Here is a 17,915-nt window from a genome sequence, read left to right as displayed (position 1 = left end):
GTCGTTTAGACGCACGACTCCAGAAAATCGCGGTGTAATGCCGCGATGACTACCTATCCCAATCTGCTGGCGCCGCTCGACCTGGGTTTCACCACCCTGAAGAACCGCGTGATCATGGGCTCGATGCACACCGGGCTCGAAGACCGCTTCTACAACTACGGCAAGCTGGCCGCCTTCTACCGCGAACGCGCGCGCGGCGGCGTGGGCCTGATCGTCACCGGCGGCATCTCGCCCAATCGCCAGGGCTGGCTGCTGCCGTTTGGCGGGACCCTGAACTCCCTCTTCGACGTGCCCAACCACCGGCGCGTCACGCGCGCGGTGCACGAGGAGGGCGGCAAGATCCTGATGCAGATCCTGCACGCGGGCCGCTACGGCTACCAGCCCTTCGTGGTGTCGGCGTCAAGCGTCAAGTCGCCGATCTCGCGCTTCAAGCCGAAGGCGCTCACCGAGGCCGGCATCGAAGCGACGATCCGCGCCTACGTGCGCTGCGCCAGGCTGGCGCGCACGGCCGGCTACGACGGCGTCGAGATCATGGGCAGCGAAGGCTATCTGCTGAACCAGTTCCTGTGCGCGCGCGCCAACCGCCGCACCGACCGCTGGGGCGGGCCGATCGAAAACCGCATGCGCCTGGCGGTCGAGGTGGTGCGCCGCATCCGCGCCGCGGTTGGGCCGGACTTCATTCTGATGCACCGCCATTCGGTGCTCGACCTGGTCGAAGGCGGCAACACCTGGGACGAGATCGTGCTGTCCGCCCGGGCGCTGGAAGCCGCCGGCGCCACGATCCTGAACACCGGCTATGGCTGGCACGAGGCGCGCATCCCGACCATCGTCACCTCGGTGCCGCGCGCCGCCTTCGCCGGGATCGCGGGACGGCTGCGCAAGGAAGTCGGCATTCCCGTGGTGGCCTCGAACCGCATCAATATGCCGGGCGAGGCAGAAAGCATCCTGGCGCGCGGAGACGCCGACCTGGTGTCGATGGCGCGGCCCTTCCTGGCCGACGCCGATTTCGTCGCCAAGGCCGCCGCCGGCCGCAGCGACGAGATCAACACCTGCATCGCCTGTAACCAGGCCTGCCTGGACCATACGTTCTCCAACCGGCGCGCGACCTGCCTGGTGAACCCGCGCGCCTGCCACGAGACCGAACTCGTGTTTCGCAAGGCCGCCACGGCGCGCCGCATCGCGGTGGTCGGCGCCGGCCCGGCCGGCCTGTCGGCGGCGACGGTCGCCGCCGAGCGCGGGCACCGCGTGACGCTGTTCGACGCCCAGGACCGCATCGGCGGCCAGTTCAATATCGCGATGAGGATTCCAGGCAAGGAGGAATTCGCGGAGACGATCCGCTACTTCGGCCGCCGGCTCGAACTGCTGGGCGTCGACACGCGCTTGAATTGCCTGGTGACGCGCGAGCAATTGCTGGCCCAGGGCTTCGACGACGTGATCGTGGCGACCGGCATCCGCATGCGCAAACCGGCGATTCCCGGCATCGACCATCCGAAGGTCCTGAGTTATCTCGACGTGCTCAAGGGCGGCCGCCCGGTCGGGCAACGGGTGGCGATCATCGGCGCCGGCGGCATCGGCTTCGATACCGGCGAATTCCTGGTGCACGATCCGCGGGTAGCGCTGCCGGTGCCGGCCGCGCACTGGATGAAGGAGTGGGGCGTCGACCCGCTGGTGGCGACGCCGGGCGGACTGGCGCCGCCGGAGGCGCCGCATCCGCCGCGCCAGGTCTGGCTCCTGCAGCGCAAGACCACGCGGCCGGGCGCCGGCCTGGGCAAGACGTCGGGCTGGGTGCACCGCGCCACGCTCGCGCGAAATGGCGTGACCATGCTGGCCGGCGTGGGGTACGAGCGCATCGACGACGCTGGCGTCTACATCACGGTGGGGGGCCAAGCGCGCCTGCTGGAGGTGGACAATGTGGTGATCTGCGCCGGCCAGGAAAGCCTGGCGGAACTGATGCCGGTCGAGGCAAACAGCGGCGGACCGCGCTTTTACAAGATCGGCGGCGCGGCGCTGGCGACGGAGCTCGATGCCAAGCGCGCGATCCGCGAAGGGGCGGAGCTGGCGGCGCGGCTTTGATGCTGCTGGTGCGTGCATCCTGGCTTGGGTCCCCGCCTGCGCGGGGACGACGTTGTTCAACGTTGCGAACAATGGCCAGCTAACGCTTTAGCCAATCACGCCAGAACGTCATCCCCGCGCAGGCGGGGATCCAGGTCAGCCCACAGAACCGATCGTCTCCCGCGACTGCGAGCCCATGATTTACTTCTTGCGCACCACCACGCAACCGATCGAATAACCGGCGCCGAACGAGCAGATGACGCCGTTGGCGCCTGCCGGCAGGTCGTCCTGGTAGCGGTGGAAGGCGATGATCGAGCCGGCCGACGAGGTGTTGGCATAGCTGTCCAGGATCACCGGCGCTTCGTCGGCTGTCGCGTCGCGGCCCAGCAGGGTGCGCACGATCAGCAGGTTCATGTTCAGGTTGGCCTGGTGCAGCCAGTAGCGCGCGACGTCCTTCGTTTCGAGCTTGGCCGCCGCGAGCGTGTCGGCGATGGTCTGGGCCGCCATCGGGCAGACCTCCTTGAACACCTTGCGGCCCTGCTGGCGGAACAGCTTGTCCGGCTGGCCGACGCCCGCTTCGTCGAAGCGGTTCATGAAGCCGAAGTTGTTGCGGATATTGTTCGAGAAACTGGTCTTGAGGCGGCTGTCGAGGATGTCCCACTGGTGCGCGCCGGTTGCCGTCTCCGCGGCCTCGATCACGATCGCGGTGCAGGCGTCGCCGAAGATGAAATGGCTGTCGCGGTCGCGGAAGTTCAGGTGGCCGCTGGTGATTTCCGGGTTGAGCACCAGCACCGCGCGTGCACGGCCGCCCCGCACCGCGTCGACCGCGGTGGCGATGCCGAAGGTGGCCGAGGAGCAGGCCACGTTCATGTCGAAACCGAAGCCGTCGATGCCCAGCGCCTCTTGCACCTCGACCGCCATCGCCGGATAGGCGCGCTGCATATTGCTGCAGGCGACCAGCACCATGTCAATGTCCTGCGGCTCTTTGCCGGCGCGCGTCAACGCTTCGCGCGCGGCGGCCACGCACATCTCGGCCTGCAGCGAGATCTCGTCGTCGGCCCGTTCCGGGATGCGCGCCGTCATGCGGGCCGGGTCGAGGATGCCGCTCTTTTCCATCACGTAGCGCGACTTGATGCCCGACGCCTTCTCGATGAAGGCGCTGCTCGACGGTTCCAGCGCCGTCACCTCGCCGGCTGCGATTTGCGCAGCATGTTCCTGGTTGTGCAGTTCGACATAGGCGTTGAAGGCTGCCACCAGCTCGTCGTTCGAGATGGAATGCGGCGGGGTAAACAGGCCAGTGCCGCTGATGACGACAGGTTTCATATTCAGCAAACTTTCAGGGAAAATAAGCGGGGTTGCCCGCAAGATGCGCCGATTCTACACGCTCGACGCATGCCTGGGAATCGGCTGCCGCAGGGACTGTTCAGTCGCGCTTAGAGCCTACCGGGATAGGCTCTTATTCGTCCTTGTGCCCGTGCTGGGCCAGCGTGGTGGCGGGCTCGGCGCGCTTGGACAGCACCACTTCCTGGCCCTTGAGGTGGCGCAGGGCCTGGGCCAGCTGGAAGTCGTCGGTGCTGCCGTAATCGAGCGGCTTGCGGGTGCGCGCCTCGGCGAGCAGGCGCATCTGTTCCTCGATGTCGTCCTCGCGCGTGGCCGCTTCCGGCCCCGCGCCGTTCGACAGGTGGTGCTGCAGGTCGGCCTCGCGCATGCGCAGCGCATTCAGGCCGTCGCCTTCCAGCGTTTCGTCCACGGGCAGGTCGGGCACGATGCCGCGCGCCTGGATCGAGCGCCCGGCCGGGGTGTAGTAGCGCGCCGTGGTCAGCTTGACCGCGGCGTCGCGCCCAATCGGGCGGATGGTCTGCACCGAGCCCTTGCCGAAGGTCTGGGTGCCCAGGATGGTGGCGCGCTTGTAGTCCTGCAAGGCGCCGGCCACGATCTCGGAGGCCGAGGCCGAGCCGGTATTGACCAGCACGACCATCGGCAAGTCCTTGAACGCCGGCGGCAGGGTGGCCAGCGGGTCGGCGCCGCTGCGCAGCATGTAGAACTCGGGCCGCGCGTAGAAGCGCTGGCGGGAATCGGCCAGTTGGCCGTTGGTCGAGACGACTTCGGCGTTCTTCGGCAGGAAAGCGGCGGCGACGCCGATCGCGCCCTGCAGCAGGCCGCCCGGATCGTTGCGCAGGTCGAGCACCAGGCCCTTCAGGTCCGGGTCTTCGCGGTACAGCGCCTGCAGCCTGGCCGCCATGTCGTCCACGGTCGGCTCCTGGAATTGCGCGATACGCAGCCACGCGTAGCCCGGTTCCACCATCTTTGCCTTGACGCTTTTTTGCATGATCTCGCGCCGCTCGATGGTGAAATCGAGCGGTTCCGGCGCGTCCCTGCGCGCGACCGTGAGCGTCACGCGCGTGCCCGGCTCGCCGCGCATGCGCTTGATGGCGTCGTCGATCGGCGTGCCCTGGACCGGATGGCCGTCGATGCGGGTGATCAGGTCGCCCTCCTTGATGCCGGCGTGGTAGGCCGGCGAGTCTTCCATCGGGCTGACGATCTCGATGTAGCCGTCTTCGCTCACGGCGATCTCGATGCCGACGCCGACGAAGCGGCCCTCGGTGCCCTCGCGCAGCTCACGGTAGGCGCGCGGATCGAGGTAGGCCGAATGCGGGTCGAGCGAGGCGACCATGCCGGCGATCGCCTCGGACAGCAGGGCCTTGTCTTCGACCGGCTCGACATAGGTGGACTTGATGACGCCGTAGACGGCGGCCAGCTGGCGCAGCTCGGCGATCGGCATGCTGGCCTCGACCGGCGGCTTGAAGGCGAGGGCGGAGAATTGCATGGTCAGGCCGACCCCGGCGATCACGCCCAGGCCGACGAGGCAGGAATTCTTGAAGGTGGAACCCATGGTGGTTGATCCGTTGAGGCACGTTGCGCACGGAACTGCAGGCGCGAACTTATGCCTGAGGTAACGCAAAGCCAGTATAAACCGGTTCGCGCGCCGCTGCGGGCGCCGCCGCAAAAGCGATCGACCTGCAGACAAGGAGGGGGTAAGCCGGATGGGGGAGGTTGTTGCGCCGATCCTACGATGGTAAGCAATTGTAAGAGTCGACGAGTGTGCAGATGAGGCAGCCTATAGTTGCACCAGTTTTTCTCTCTCTCCACTCTTGAAGTGGTCTTTGCCCGCGGCCTCCACCGCGGGCTTTTTTCTTCCTGGTTGCGTTTTCGCACGCTGTGCGATCTCGCAGGCTGCCTCTGCGGAGATTGTACATTCCTCGCCGCCGCCGACGGGGCGCGCCCGCCATTGCGCCTGTCATCTTGTTGTCATCTCCCAACACATGCATATGCGAAAACACATGTGTGCCGTGTATCGAAAAGTAAAAAATCGTACTCTGCCAGCGAGGTTTATTGCCTAACCGCTAGAATGATTTTTTGCCGACCGTCCGGCCGGAACCGATTCACCCCCTGCAATCGCACTGCAAGTAAGGATTCTTCCCGTGAAGCGACACCTCCTGAGCACCCTGACCCTGTCCCTGCTGGCCGCCGCGGCCGTCAATACCGCGCCGGCCATGGCCGCCGCCGCCGCCGATACTGCGCCGGCTGCCGCCACCGCAGCCACCGCCGCCGCGCCGGTCGGCGCCATCTCGGGCATCGACACCCAGTACATCGACACCAGCGTGCGTCCGCAGGACGACTTCTTCACCTACCTGAACGGCAAGTGGCTGAAGGACACCGAGATCCCGAGCGACCGCTCGAGCTGGGGCACCTTCATGAAGCTGCGCGAAGACACGACCCCGCAGCTGCTGGCGATCATCGAGGCGGCGCAGAAGGACGGTAGCGCCAAGGCCGGCACCGAGGCCAGGAAAATCGGCGACCTGTACGCCAGCTTCATGGACGCCGAGCGCCGCGAAACCCTGGGCTACAAGCCGCTGAGCGGCGAGCTGTCGCGGATTCGCGCGCTGAAGGACAAGAAAGGCATTCCGGCCCTGGCCGCCCACCTGGCGAAGATCGGCGTCTCGAGCCCGTACGGCATCTACGTCGGCCAGGACATGCGCGACTCGACCCGGTACGCCACCTACATCAGCCAGAGCGGCCTGGGGATGCCCGACCGCGACTACTACCTGAAGCAGGACGACGCCAAGCTGGCGGAGATCCGCGCCAAGTACCAGCAGCACGTCGAGAAGACGCTCCTGCTTGCCGGCGAGAAGAACGCCGCGGCCCAGGCCCGGGCCATCGTCGACTTCGAGACCGCGCTGGCCAGGGTGCAGTGGACCAAGGTCGAGAACCGCGACCCGGTCAAGCGCTACAACAAGATGAGTGTGCCTGAACTGTCCAAGCTGGCGCCGGGCTACGACTGGAAGGCGGCCCTGGGCGCCGCCGGTGTGGGCAACAAGCTCGACACCATCATCGTCAACCAGCCGAGCTACTTCACGGGCCTGACCGAGCTGCTGGGCAAGACCGAGCTGGCGACCCTGAAGTCGTACTTCGAATGGCAGCTGCTGCGCGAATACGCGCCTTACCTGTCCAAGCCCTTCGTGGACGAAAACTTCGCCTTCTACGGCACCGCGCTGACCGGCGTGACCGAGCAGCGTCCGGAATGGAAGAAGGGCGTGGCCACCGTCGAAGGCGCGCTGGGCGAGGCGCTGGGCAAGCTGTACGTGAAAGAGCATTTCCCGGCCGAGCGCAAGGCGCGCATGGAACAGCTGGTGAAGAACCTGATCATCGCCTACGGCCAGTCGATCGACAACCTGGAGTGGATGAGCCCGGCGACCAAGAAGGAAGCGCGCGCCAAGCTGGCCAAGTTCACGCCCAAGATCGGCTATCCGGACAAGTGGCGCGACTACGCTCGCTTGACCATCAAGCGCGACGACCTGGTCGGCAACGCGATGCGCGCCTCGACCTTCGAGTACGAGCGCAACATCGGCAAGCTGGGTAAGCCAATCGACCACACCGAGTGGGGCATGACGCCGCAGACCGTGAACGCGTACTACCGCAGCACGATGAACGAGATCGTGTTCCCGGCCGCGATCCTGCAGCCGCCGTTCTTCGACATGCGCGCCGACGACGCGGTCAACTATGGCGCGATCGGCGCCGTGATCGGCCACGAGATCGGCCACGGCTTCGACGACAAGGGCAGCCAGTCGGACGGCGACGGCAACCTGCGCAACTGGTGGAGCGCCGAGGACAAGACCGCGTTCAAGGCCCGCACCGACAAGCTGGTCAACCAGTTCAACGGCTACAGCCCGCTGCCGGGCTATAACGTGAACGGCGAGCTGACCCTGGGCGAGAACATCGGCGACAACGCCGGCCTGGCGATCGGCTACAAGGCCTACCAGATCTCGCTGCAGGGCAAGCCGGCGCCGGTGATCGACGGCCTCACGGGCGACCAGCGCTTCTTCATGGGCTGGGGCCAGGTGTGGCGCTCGAAGATGCGCGAAGCGCAGCAGATCAACCAGGTCAAGACCGACCCGCACTCGCCGGGCCAGTTCCGCGCCAACGGCGCCGTGCGCAATATGGCCGAGTTCTACAAGGCCTTCGACGTGAAGCCGGGCGACAAGATGTACCTGCCGCCTGAAGAACGCGTCATCATCTGGTAATCTGGTTCAAGGACGGGCCGGCGGATTGAAGCGCCGGCCCGTTTTGCATTGCACTCACAACAAAGAGAGAGAACATGAAACGACATCTGTTCAGCGCTGCCGCGCTCGTGCTGGTAGCTTCGTTCGCGCACGCCGGATCCGGCGCCGTTCCTGCTGCCGCCGATCCTGCCGCCGCCGCCAAGGCAGGCGCTTCGTCCGGCATCGCCACCCAGTACATCGATGCCGGCGTGCGTGCGCAGGACGATTTCTTCGAACACCTGAACGGCAAGTGGCTCAAGAGCGTCGAGATCCCGGCCGACAAGTCGACCTGGGGCGCCTTCCACCAGCTGCGCGACGACACCCTGCCGCAGTTGCGCGCGATCATCGAGAAGGCGGCCATGGAGCGCAGCGCGGCCAATGGCACTGAAGCGCGCAAGATCGGCGACTTCTACGCCAGCTACATGGACGAGGCGCGCCTGGAACAGCTGGGCGCCAAGCCGCTGGCCGGTGAACTGGGCAAGATCGCCGCCTTGAAGAACAAGAACGAACTGCCGGCGATGTTCGCCCACCTGGGCCGCATCGGCGTCAACGTGCCGTTCGTGTTCTTCATCCACCAGGACGCCAAGGATTCGACCAGGTACGTGGCCGACCTGTACCAGGCCGGCCTGGGCATGCCCGACCGCGACTACTACCTTAAAACCGACGACGCCAAGTTGGCGGACACCCGCACCAAATACCAGCAGCATGTCGAGAAGATCCTCGCGCTGGCCGGCGGCAAGAACGCGGCGAGAGACGCGCAAGCCATCGTCGCGCTGGAAACCGAGCTGGCCAGGGCGCAGTGGACCAAGGTCGAGAACCGCGACCCGATCAAGACCTACAACAAGGTCGAGCTCCCGAAACTGGCCGCGCTGGCGCCGGGCTACGACTGGACGCAGTGGCTGAAGGCTTCCGGCCTGCAGGGCAAGGCCGACTACCTGATCGTCAGCCAGCCGACCTACCTGAAGGGCTTCGCCGACGTTCTCGATCGTGTTCCGCTGGAGACCTGGAAAGCCTATCTGCAGTTCCATGCCGTGAACGGCTACGCCAACTACCTGTCGAAGGCCTTCGTCGACCAGCGTTTCGCCTTCCACGGCACCACCCTGGCCGGCATCCCGCAACTGGAACCGCGCTGGAAGCGCGGCGTCTCGACCCTGGAATCGAGCCTGGGCGATGCGGTCGGCAAGCTGTACGTGGCGAAGCACTTCCCGGCCGAGCGCAAGGCGCACATGGAAGTCCTGGTCAACAACCTGCTGGCCGCCTACAAGGAGTCGATCGACACCCTGGACTGGATGAGCCCCGCGACCAAGAAGGAAGCGCAGGCCAAGCTGGCCAAGTTCACGCCGAAGATCGGCTATCCGAACAAGTGGAAGGAATACACCGCGCTCACCGTCAAGCGCGATGACCTGGTCGGCAACGTGATGCGTTCGCGCGAAGTGGAGTACAACCGCGAGCTGAACAAGCTCGGCAAGCCGATCGACCGCGACGAGTGGGGCATGACGCCGCAGACCGTCAACGCCTACTACAACCCGGAACTGAACGAGATCGTGTTCCCGGCCGCGATCCTGCAGCCGCCGTTCTTCGACGCCAATGCCGACGACGCGGTCAACTACGGCGGCATCGGCGCCGTGATCGGCCACGAGATCAGCCACGGCTTCGACGACCAGGGTTCGCAGTACGACGGCGACGGCAATATGCGCAACTGGTGGACCAAAGAAGACGGCGAGCGTTTCGGCGAGAAGACCCGCGCACTGATCGCGCAATATGCCGCCTTCAGCCCACTGGAGGGCTACCACGTCAACGGCGAATTGACCCTGGGCGAAAACATCGGCGACAACTCGGGCCTGGCGATCGCCCATAAAGCCTACAAGATCTCGCTGAAGGGCAAACCGGCGCCCGTCGTCGACGGTCTCACCGGCGACCAGCGCTTCTACATGGGCTGGGGCCAGGTATGGCGCACCAAGATGCGCGAGCCGGCCCAGATCGCCCAGATCAAGACCGATCCGCACTCGCCGGCGCAGTACCGCGCCAACGGCACCCTGAAGAACCAGCCGGGCTTTTACGAGGCGTTCGGGGTCAAGGCGGGCGACAAGATGTACCTGGCGCCGAAGGACCGCGTGATCATCTGGTAAGCATGGCGGGAACCGGCTGCCGGACAGGTCCGGGAAACGGCGCGGCCGAACCGAGCGTTTGGCCGTGCCGTTTTTCGGTGGCAACTGGATCGCTATTTACTATTGCCAACGTTGCGATTAATCTGTTGGCAACTTAATCAATAATCAATAACGTGCAAGCTGCCCTTACCTTTGTCATCCCTGTCCGGCACCCAGACAACGCGCGCGACTGGAACGAGTTGAAGCGCAATCTGGCTGTCACGCTCGGTTCGCTCGCCAACCAGGCGGAGCCGGGATGGCGCGCCGTGGTGGTCGCCAATCGCGGGTCGGACTTGCCGGCGCTGCCCGAGGGCGTGCAGGTCAAATGGGTCGACTTCGCACCCAACCCGCTGCACGAGCAGGGGTCGTCCGACCGCGAGGTGTTCCATGAGGCGGTGCGCCTGGATAAGGGACGTCGCATCCTGGCCGGCATGCTGGACGTCGGACCGACCGCTTACTTCATGGTGGTCGACGATGACGACCTGATCAGCGATAAGCTGACCGGCTTCGTCAAGCAGCACCATGGCCAGAACGGCTGGTATGTCTACCACGGCTACGTCTGGTCTCCCGACAAGACGCTGATGTACCGTTATCCGAATTTCTCGATGCTTTGCGGCACCTCGCACATCATCCGTGCCGATCTGTTCGGGCTGCCGGCCAGCGTGGAAGTGGCGGACGAAGCCTATATCAAGAAGATGCTGGGTAGCCATGTGTTCATCGGAAAATACCTTGCGGAGCAGGGCACGCCGCTCGCCGCACTGCCGTTTCCAGGAGCGATCTACCGCACTGGCCATGCCGGCTCGCACAGCCGCTCGAAGGACATCCTGTCGACCTATCTGCTGCATCGCTCGCTGCTGAAGCGCCCGATGGAGCTGAGCCGGCGCCTTGGCCGCCTGCGTCTGCTGGGCGGCGGGCTACGGCGCGAGTTCTTCGGTCCGGGCTGATCCGCCGGGTCGCCATATGGAAAAAACGGCCGCATGCGGCCGTTTTTCATTGGACTGACAGCGAGGCACGACGATCCACCGGGTGCCGCTGGAGCCGCGTGCCGGGCGGGACAGGGCCGGTCGGCACGCCGACCGGCCCTGTCCCGATTGCTGCTATTCAGATCATTGCGCCAGGTTCGAGTAATGGCATTTTTTGGCAACACCGGGGATGGGGTTGCCAAATACCGCGCTGTTGCAGACCGTCTTGCGGGTCAGGACCTTGTAATTGTAGGCGCCTGGCGCACCGTAGCGGACCTTGCGGGTGCCGGTGAAGGAGCAACTGTTGGCTTCGGTGGAGCAGAACGTCCAGGTCTCCGGAGTTCCAGGCGCCGGTCCCGGTCCCGGTCCCGGTGCCGGGCCTGGCCCTGGCGCCGGCGCCGTGCCTGCCGTTTCATAGGCGCCGATGTCCAGCGTGCCGGAGGCCGGGCGGGATTCGGCGCCCGCCACATGCCTGTATTGCGCGTTCGGGCTCAGGTCCACACCCGAAGCCGACTTGCCGGGCGCCGTGCCGGCATCGATCACGAGCGGGTTGGCGGTCGGATGCAGGTCGAACGACGCGCGGTTCACGAAGCCCGGGGCGACCGAACGGAAGTTGGTTTTCTGGATGGCGCTGGCCTGGCCGGTGACGGTGCCCGTGCCGCCAAAGATATTATTCTGCAGCAGAGCAGGCTTGGTGACGCGGCGGTCGATCAGCACGAAGGTGCCGCGCGAACTGTCGTCGTTCAGGAAAGTATTGTTGATGACGTACAGGTCCTGGCCCGGATTGGTCGGACCTTCCAGGCCATAGGCCACCATGGCCGGGTTATCGTGGCTGGCGGGCTGGTGGATCACGTTGCCGATCACGTACGACGTTCCGCCATTGGGCAGGTCGATCTCGTAGCTTGGCTTGCCGGTCGTGCTCGAAAAGCGGTTGTAGCTGATGGTATTGAGCTTGGCGCGCGATTTCAGGTTGTGGCCGATCTTGGCATCGTGCGAATAGTTGTAGCGGAAGGTCAGGCTGGCGACGACGCCGATATACAAGTTATGGGTCTTGCCCTCCCCACGGCCATTGAAGCCGAACTCGTTGTTCTCGATCACGATATGGCTGTTGGCATTAACGCCGCTCAGGATGCCGTTCTCGTTATCGTGCAGATAAGACGAGCGCAGGGTGAAGTTGGTGCCTTCCAGACGCAGTGCGGCGCCGTTCTTGTCCGGGACCTTGGCGCCATACATCTCGACATTCTCGATCGTGACGTCATTGCCCTTGACGACCCACGTGCCCTTGCCCTGGGCATTCTTGCCAGCGGCATTGATCTTCGGACGACCGTTGACGCCGCGGATAGTGAGGTCGTTGACGTTGATGGCGCAGACGTCGCCACTATAGGTCTTGGTGCCGTCGATCTCGACGACGTCGCCAGCCTTGGCCTTGGCGAAAGCGGCGCATGGGGCGGCATACGTCTTGCCAGGACCGACCGACAGCGTGGCAGCCGAAGCGCCGCCGACGGCGGCGAGGGAAACGATCAGTGCGGCATTCAGACGAAGCGCGGCGTGTTGAACAGATAAATCGGTTCGGAATAGTTGCATGATAATCCTCTAAGTAATTCCCATTGGAATTTATTCCTAATGGAAATTTTTTTAAGGATACGATATTTACTACAAACAGTTTGTAACCAATTGTGACAGTTCATTTTTGCAATATTTATCAATTTCTAACATTGGAGTATAGGAAGAAACTATTTTGTAAATAATGAACTGATTCTTCTGGATAATTATCCATTATTTCCTTGCAAAAACCTTTGAATCGAACCCTCATGAAGACGGTCAAGGGCTTTCATTATGACGATAGCTGCGGCGCAGTGAATACCACATGCCACTACTGAAAAGTAACCGTGGTGGGATGTGTGCCAGATCAGCAAACAGTGCAAAAGTCGTGCGGCGGTGTCGAAATTATTGACAGCCTGGGTCGGAAAGGATGAAGAACATTTTTAATGTATTGTTTTTACGCGGAATCTTTTTTGGCATGAAACTTGCATAAAATGTTAAGAATTAAAATATGTAGGGGGAAATATGCACAAGTTTCTTGCTTCTATGACATTTTGCGTCGCGACGCTTGGTCTGGGCGCTCAAGCAGTCGCTGCACCATTCGTTCAGACCGGTTCGACGTATTCGCTCTACCTGGGCGAAGCCAGCGCTTCCGATCCGCTGTTCGTAGTCCCGGTCTTCGACGGCGCTCCCGAAGGGGGAAGCTGGAATGGCTTGAACCTGACGTTCACCGAATCGGAAACCGCATTGGATGATGGCCGGGCACTCATCAGTATTCAAATCAGGTCGAATGGCGAGATGTTCCCGGCGTCGGATGGGACGGCTGTCTATGGCATCGGGATTTTCGGCGACGCACTGGATTTTTTGCGCGAAGTAACGTTGTTCGATGCGCGGGTTTCCTTTTTTAATTCAAGTAATAAACTAGTTTCTGGAACCGATAATCTGGCCGGCGATGTCGAACAAAATCGTCCATGGGATGGATTGTTCCCCGCTTCGGACAATCTGTTTGGTTCGGAGGAGATCGGGGGGCTGGGTATTACAGGAATAAATTTTGATTTTTATATTGGTGAGGACATTGCTGAAGTCCCGGCGCCGGCAGGAATGTGGCTTTATGGGATTGGCCTGACAGCAGTGCTTGCCATGCAGCGCCGCCGGCAAAAAATATTTTCTCTGCAGAATTGATAAGTTGTCTGAAAACAACGTTAATGATTTTTGGTTAAGAGAACAGTTAACTGACGTGGCTGGGTTCGCCGCGCTTCCGGCCCGTTCGTCCGGAATACAAGGCGGAGCGTCGGGGGCCGCAGACCAGGCAAAATCAATCGTGCTGCAACGGAACTGGCGCCGCCTCGCCTGTCGAGCCTGCTTTGCCTGCGCTTTGCTTGCATGCAGGAGCAGGCTCGGCATCCTGTGAAACACGTCAACCAGCACGACGATGACTTTCTTGTCATCCGTTTCTTTGTACCGCCGCCGGCGAGTAGCCCGCAGTAGCCGGGCAACTTCCATCAATCCGACCGCCAGCGTTTCGTGCATTGTTCGCTCCGGTACGAGCCTGAGGGCGGCCGTGCTTCCACGGCAACAAAAAATATAATTTTTTCAATAAATTTATTTACTGACAACAATTGCTGGCGTATTCTTGTACGCGATGTCATCAAGATGTCATGTGAATACACCCAATAAAAATGCTTCGGGGAAATTATTGCGGCCAAGCGAATAAGGAGTAGAACAATGCCGTCCTATCAGTTATCCATTCGGCCACAGGCCATTGTCCGGATCCTCTTTGGGCTGGCGTTGCTCCTGCTGGTCGGTAGCTTCACCGGTCAGACCTTGCGTTTCGTTTTTGACCATGACCACGTCTTCGGACTCGTTCAGCTATTTAACGTCGATTATGAGCGTAATATTCCGACCTTCTTCACGGTCATGATCGCGTTGGGTAATGCCTTGCTACTTTTCCTTGTTGGGCTGAGCAGCCGCTCGAGTGCACCGCGCGATTCACTTTATTGGCAGGTCCTGGCGCTCGGATTTGTACTGATTGCCTATGATGAAGGATTCCAGGTACATGAAAAATTGATCGCGCCGATGCGCGGCCTGTTGGGACCGGGGGATCTGGGTGTCTTTTACTTCAGCTGGGTCATCCCGGGCATCGCTGTCGTCTGCGCCGCGGCATTGTTCTTCATGAAATTCCTGCTTCGGCTCGCGCCTGCCATGCGGCGCCAGCTGCTGCTCGCCGCCGCTATCTACCTGAGCGGATGCCTGGGCATGGAACTGCTCGACGGCGCCTATGCCGAAGCGTTCGGTCAGAACTTTACGTACGCCTTCCTGGTGACGATCGAAGAGGGCCTGGAGATGGCCGGCCTGATCCTGTTGACGCGCGCGCTGCTGGAATATTTTGCCGCCGAGCACGTCAAGCTGGCATTCGTCCCCACCCCACTGCCGCAGCCTTCTGGAGCGCCGGCGATCCAACCCCAGTCGAGCTGAGAAAACAGGTTTACCGGGCCGGGCGGCGCACTGGCCGGAATGGGCGCCCCGATCCTTCATTGCCAATCGCACGCTGGTGGAAAGTCCTGAAGGTGGCCCGGCCGGTGAAGCACCTGCCGAGATCGTCGGCAAGCGCTGCTGGTCAGCGGCGCCAATTGCGCCGATCGCGCCTGCGCCGATCCCCTTGGCGTCGCGCACCAGACCGTCCACTTCAGTGCCGCCGAACGCGTCCGCGCCGACGCCGGGGACGCCCGTCCATGTTTCACAGGCGAGCGCGTGTCACCGGCGCTTCAAGACATGGCTGGCGCGCTTCGATGGCGTGGCGTCGCACCGACGACCCAACTACCCGGGCGGCATCGGGCGCTCGATGGCGGGCGCGTTACAGCTGTCGCGCCAATGGCGGCGTATGGCATTCGGGGTCATCACCAGGGAACGGGTATCGCGCCATGTCGATTCCCCTCCTTGTTTGCAGCATCATATCGAAGCCAGGCATCGGCCCTGCGGCGTGTTCGCCGCACACCTTTATTTCACTGCAGCGACCATGTAATCGACCGCCGCCTTGACCTCGGCGTCGGGAATGGTCGAGCCACCCTTCGGCGGCATGAAGCCGGTCTTGCCCTGGAAACCCTTGATGGCGTGCTCGTACAGGGTGTTCGCGCCCTGGTCGAGACGTGCGGCCCACACCGCCTTGTCGCCGAATTTAGGCGCACCCGCGATGCCGGTGCCATGGCAGGCGATGCAGGCTGCGTCGTAAGCCTTCTTGCCGGTATCGGCACCGGCGACGGCCGGCGCCGCCGCGACAGCAGCAGGCTGGGGCGTTGCCGGGGGAGGAGTGTCGGCGGTCGCTGCGGTCACGGCGGTGCTGGCCGGCGCATCGGCGGCCGGCGGTGCCGACGCGGGTTCGGCCGGTTCCTTGAAGCTGGCGCCGCTCATGTTGGCCATGAAGACGACTGCGCGCTCCACTTCGAGATTGTCCAGATCCGGATTGCCGCCCTTGGCAGGCATGGCGCGGATCCCCTCGATCGCGTGCTTGAGCAGGGTGTCATAGCCTTGCGCCAGGCGTGCGCCCCAGGCCCCGTTGTCACCGGTCTTCGGTGCGCCTGCCATGCCGCTGTCGTGGCAGGACGCGCAGGTGGCGGCATAGACGACACCGCCGGCCTGGAGCACGCGCGGTGCATTGGCGTCGACCAGGGTGAAACCTTCTTCGGAAACAGGGCGGATACGGCTAGAAATGGCTTCGGCGCTCTGGCTGTCGGTGCCGGCGCCGGTAGTGGCGGTGCTGGTCACGAATATGACCAGCAAAATGATACCTATAACAATGACTAGAAAGAATCCCGTGACGGCAACGACGAGCTGTTTTGGCGTGCGGATGAGGGATTGATGTTCGTTGTGTGCGTCGCTCATGATTTCCTTAATTCAATTAAAAAAACCAGCCACTTGGGCACTGCGATCTAGTGGCTTTTTGCAAATGCCGTCGAGAATCTTATTATAGTGTAATCCTGTTTCGGTGTAGGGGTTTTTCCGCTTTTGCCCATGGACGTACCTGCGGAAAGACTGTATCCTTCGTCACGCCTCCAGCGCGGCTGTAGCTCAGTGGATAGAGTATTGGCCTCCGAAGCCAAGGGTCGCTGGTTCGATCCCAGCCAGCCGCGCCATTCCGGCATCATCGCCGTTGTTTTCCTCCCCCCGCCCGATCGTCCCGCATGCGCCGGCATGTCGCCGCCCCGCTTCCATACTCTCTCTTCGTTTCCGTAGCGCACCATTTGTGTAATGAAACACGCGCACAATTGACATTCCTCAGTGTTGACTTTAATGTAAGTAAGAGCTGGCAAGCTCCTCATTGCCGGCAGGCCCGATCCGGCAGTTTCGGGCGTCATGCGCGCCGCCATCTGCGCATGCTCCGCACCTTTGAAAGAGCACCTTCCATGACTCTCGACCATGGTCTTCGCGACCGTATCGCCCTTCTTCGCTTCGTCATGATCTTCGGCGTCATCATGCTGCATACGCCGCAGTACGTGCCCATGGTCGAGGTCGGCGATGGCTGGTTCGATGCCGTCAAAGCATTTTTCCAGCTCGCCGTCTTCCGCGCCAGCGTGCCGGTGCTGACCGTCATTTCGGGCTTCCTGCTGTTTGGCGCCGCGCTCGACCGCGCGCCGGCCCGCCTGTTCAACAAGAAGGCGCGCACCATCCTGCTGCCCTTCCTGTGCTTCAGCCTGCCGCTGGTGCCGCTGGCGCTGGGGGCGCAGGTGTTCGCCGGCATCGAGATGTCCGCGCAACTGTGGCCGTTCGAACCGATGGCCTGGCTCAATGCGGCCTTGGGCCTGACCGCTTCGCCTGTTAATTACCCGCTGAACTTCCTGCGCGACCTGCTGGCGCTGATCCTGCTCGCCCCATTGTTCGGCTGGCTGTTGCGCAACTACGCCTGGCCGGGCCTGGTCCTGGTGTCGGTGGTGTTCTTCAATAACTACGATGGTGCGCTGGTGCTGCGCGACCTGATGGCGGTGCTGTTCTATGTCGGCGGCATGGCGGCCGTGCGCGGCTGGAACCTGCGCCTGCTCGACCGTCATGCACTGTTGTGCCTGGTGTTGTTCGTGCTCGCCTGCGCCGCCATCGTGCATTTCCGTGTTGCGAACACGACCTATCTGCGCCTGGTCGCGCCGTTCCTCATCTGGCCGGCCACCGCCTGGCTGGTGGGGACCCGGCTCGGACCATGGTTGGTAGGCATGAGCAAGTACAGCTTCTTCATGTTCCTGGCGCATGCCCCTGTGCTGTTGCTGACCTGGCTCCTGTACAACCGCTATGGCAGCGCCTTGCCCTATCCCGTGTACTGGGTGATGGCGCCGGTGCTGGTCACGGCCATCCTGGTCGCCGTTTACCGCATCGCCGACGTCCTGATGCCGCGACTGTTCCCTCGGCTCATCGGCGCAGGAGCGCGCGCGCGTCAGCCGGCACCGGCCGCCGGCGCCATGCCGGTGCTGGATGCGCCCCAGGGCGCCGTGGCAAAGCTCTAAGACACACACTTGCTATAAATCAATATTGGCTTTAAAACAATAGCGCACGATATACATCGTTGTGCGGCATACTGTTGAGTCAATGCTAAAATTTCTTTCACTAATCGCAGGTGAGTCTTGGTCGCT

The 17,915-nt window shown here is 62.8% G+C and carries 11 protein-coding genes and 1 tRNA gene; 8 read left to right on the top strand and 4 right to left on the bottom strand.

All coding sequences use genetic code 11. The annotated features are described in order from the left end of the window. Positions 1 to 45: 45 nt before the first annotated feature. Positions 46 to 2,073, top strand: a complete 2,028-nt coding sequence (locus ACZ9AQ_RS01825; RefSeq protein WP_429201196.1) for an FAD-dependent oxidoreductase — start codon at positions 46 to 48, stop codon at positions 2,071 to 2,073. Positions 2,074 to 2,253: 180 nt separating this feature from the next. Here ACZ9AQ_RS01825 and ACZ9AQ_RS01820 read toward each other — a convergent pair whose 3' ends face one another. Both ACZ9AQ_RS01820 and ACZ9AQ_RS01815 read right to left on the bottom strand, forming a co-directional pair. Next, on the bottom strand, positions 2,254 to 3,375 hold the full coding sequence (locus ACZ9AQ_RS01820) for a beta-ketoacyl-ACP synthase III (protein ID WP_429201198.1): 1,122 nt from the start codon (positions 3,373 to 3,375) through the stop codon (positions 2,254 to 2,256). 133 nt (positions 3,376 to 3,508) lie between these two features. Continuing rightward, a complete protein-coding gene (locus tag ACZ9AQ_RS01815) occupies positions 3,509 to 4,945 on the bottom strand; it encodes a S41 family peptidase (RefSeq protein WP_429201199.1) in 1,437 nt (478 codons plus the stop codon). A gap of 589 nt (positions 4,946 to 5,534) precedes the next feature. Between ACZ9AQ_RS01815 and ACZ9AQ_RS01810 the strand changes: the two genes are divergently transcribed. From ACZ9AQ_RS01810 to ACZ9AQ_RS01800, 3 genes are all read left to right on the top strand, one after another. Then, the gene (locus ACZ9AQ_RS01810; protein WP_429201201.1) at positions 5,535 to 7,634 is read left to right on the top strand and encodes a M13 family metallopeptidase; all 2,100 of its coding nucleotides are present in this window, start codon (positions 5,535 to 5,537) and stop codon (positions 7,632 to 7,634) included. Between the two features lie 74 nt (positions 7,635 to 7,708). After that, positions 7,709 to 9,781, top strand: coding sequence for a M13 family metallopeptidase (locus ACZ9AQ_RS01805; protein WP_429201203.1), 2,073 nt, complete (start codon positions 7,709 to 7,711; stop codon positions 9,779 to 9,781). Between the two features lie 218 nt (positions 9,782 to 9,999). Continuing rightward, a complete protein-coding gene (locus tag ACZ9AQ_RS01800) occupies positions 10,000 to 10,743 on the top strand; it encodes a galactosyl transferase (protein ID WP_429201205.1) in 744 nt (247 codons plus the stop codon). A gap of 162 nt (positions 10,744 to 10,905) precedes the next feature. Here the strand turns inward: ACZ9AQ_RS01800 and ACZ9AQ_RS01795 are convergent, their stop codons facing one another. After that, positions 10,906 to 12,345 (bottom strand): hypothetical protein, encoded by a 1,440-nt coding sequence (locus ACZ9AQ_RS01795; protein ID WP_429201207.1) that lies wholly within the window; start codon positions 12,343 to 12,345, stop codon positions 10,906 to 10,908. Positions 12,346 to 12,828: 483 nt separating this feature from the next. Here ACZ9AQ_RS01795 and ACZ9AQ_RS01790 point away from each other — a divergent pair, with 483 nt between their 5' ends. Together ACZ9AQ_RS01790 and ACZ9AQ_RS01785 are read left to right on the top strand one after the other, a co-directional pair. Further along, positions 12,829 to 13,485, top strand: coding sequence for a hypothetical protein (locus ACZ9AQ_RS01790; protein ID WP_429201208.1), 657 nt, complete (start codon positions 12,829 to 12,831; stop codon positions 13,483 to 13,485). Positions 13,486 to 14,028: 543 nt separating this feature from the next. Continuing rightward, entirely contained in the window at positions 14,029 to 14,778 is a 750-nt protein-coding gene (locus tag ACZ9AQ_RS01785) for a hypothetical protein (protein WP_429201210.1), read from the top strand. Positions 14,779 to 15,300: 522 nt separating this feature from the next. Here ACZ9AQ_RS01785 and ACZ9AQ_RS01780 read toward each other — a convergent pair. Further along, positions 15,301 to 16,182 (bottom strand): c-type cytochrome, encoded by an 882-nt coding sequence (locus ACZ9AQ_RS01780; RefSeq protein WP_429201212.1) that lies wholly within the window; start codon positions 16,180 to 16,182, stop codon positions 15,301 to 15,303. Between the two features lie 175 nt (positions 16,183 to 16,357). Between ACZ9AQ_RS01780 and ACZ9AQ_RS01775 the strand changes: the two genes are divergently transcribed. Beyond that, positions 16,358 to 16,433: transfer RNA gene (locus ACZ9AQ_RS01775), tRNA-Arg, on the top strand. 270 nt (positions 16,434 to 16,703) lie between these two features. Continuing rightward, positions 16,704 to 17,789 carry an acyltransferase family protein gene (locus ACZ9AQ_RS01770; protein WP_429201214.1) on the top strand — a complete coding sequence of 362 codons (1,086 nt, stop codon included), beginning with the start codon at positions 16,704 to 16,706 and terminating at the stop codon, positions 17,787 to 17,789. Positions 17,790 to 17,915 lie beyond the last annotated feature (126 nt).

Source organism: Massilia sp. UYP34 (assembly GCF_056279385.1).
This window is presented reverse-complemented; position numbering and strand designations above follow the sequence as displayed.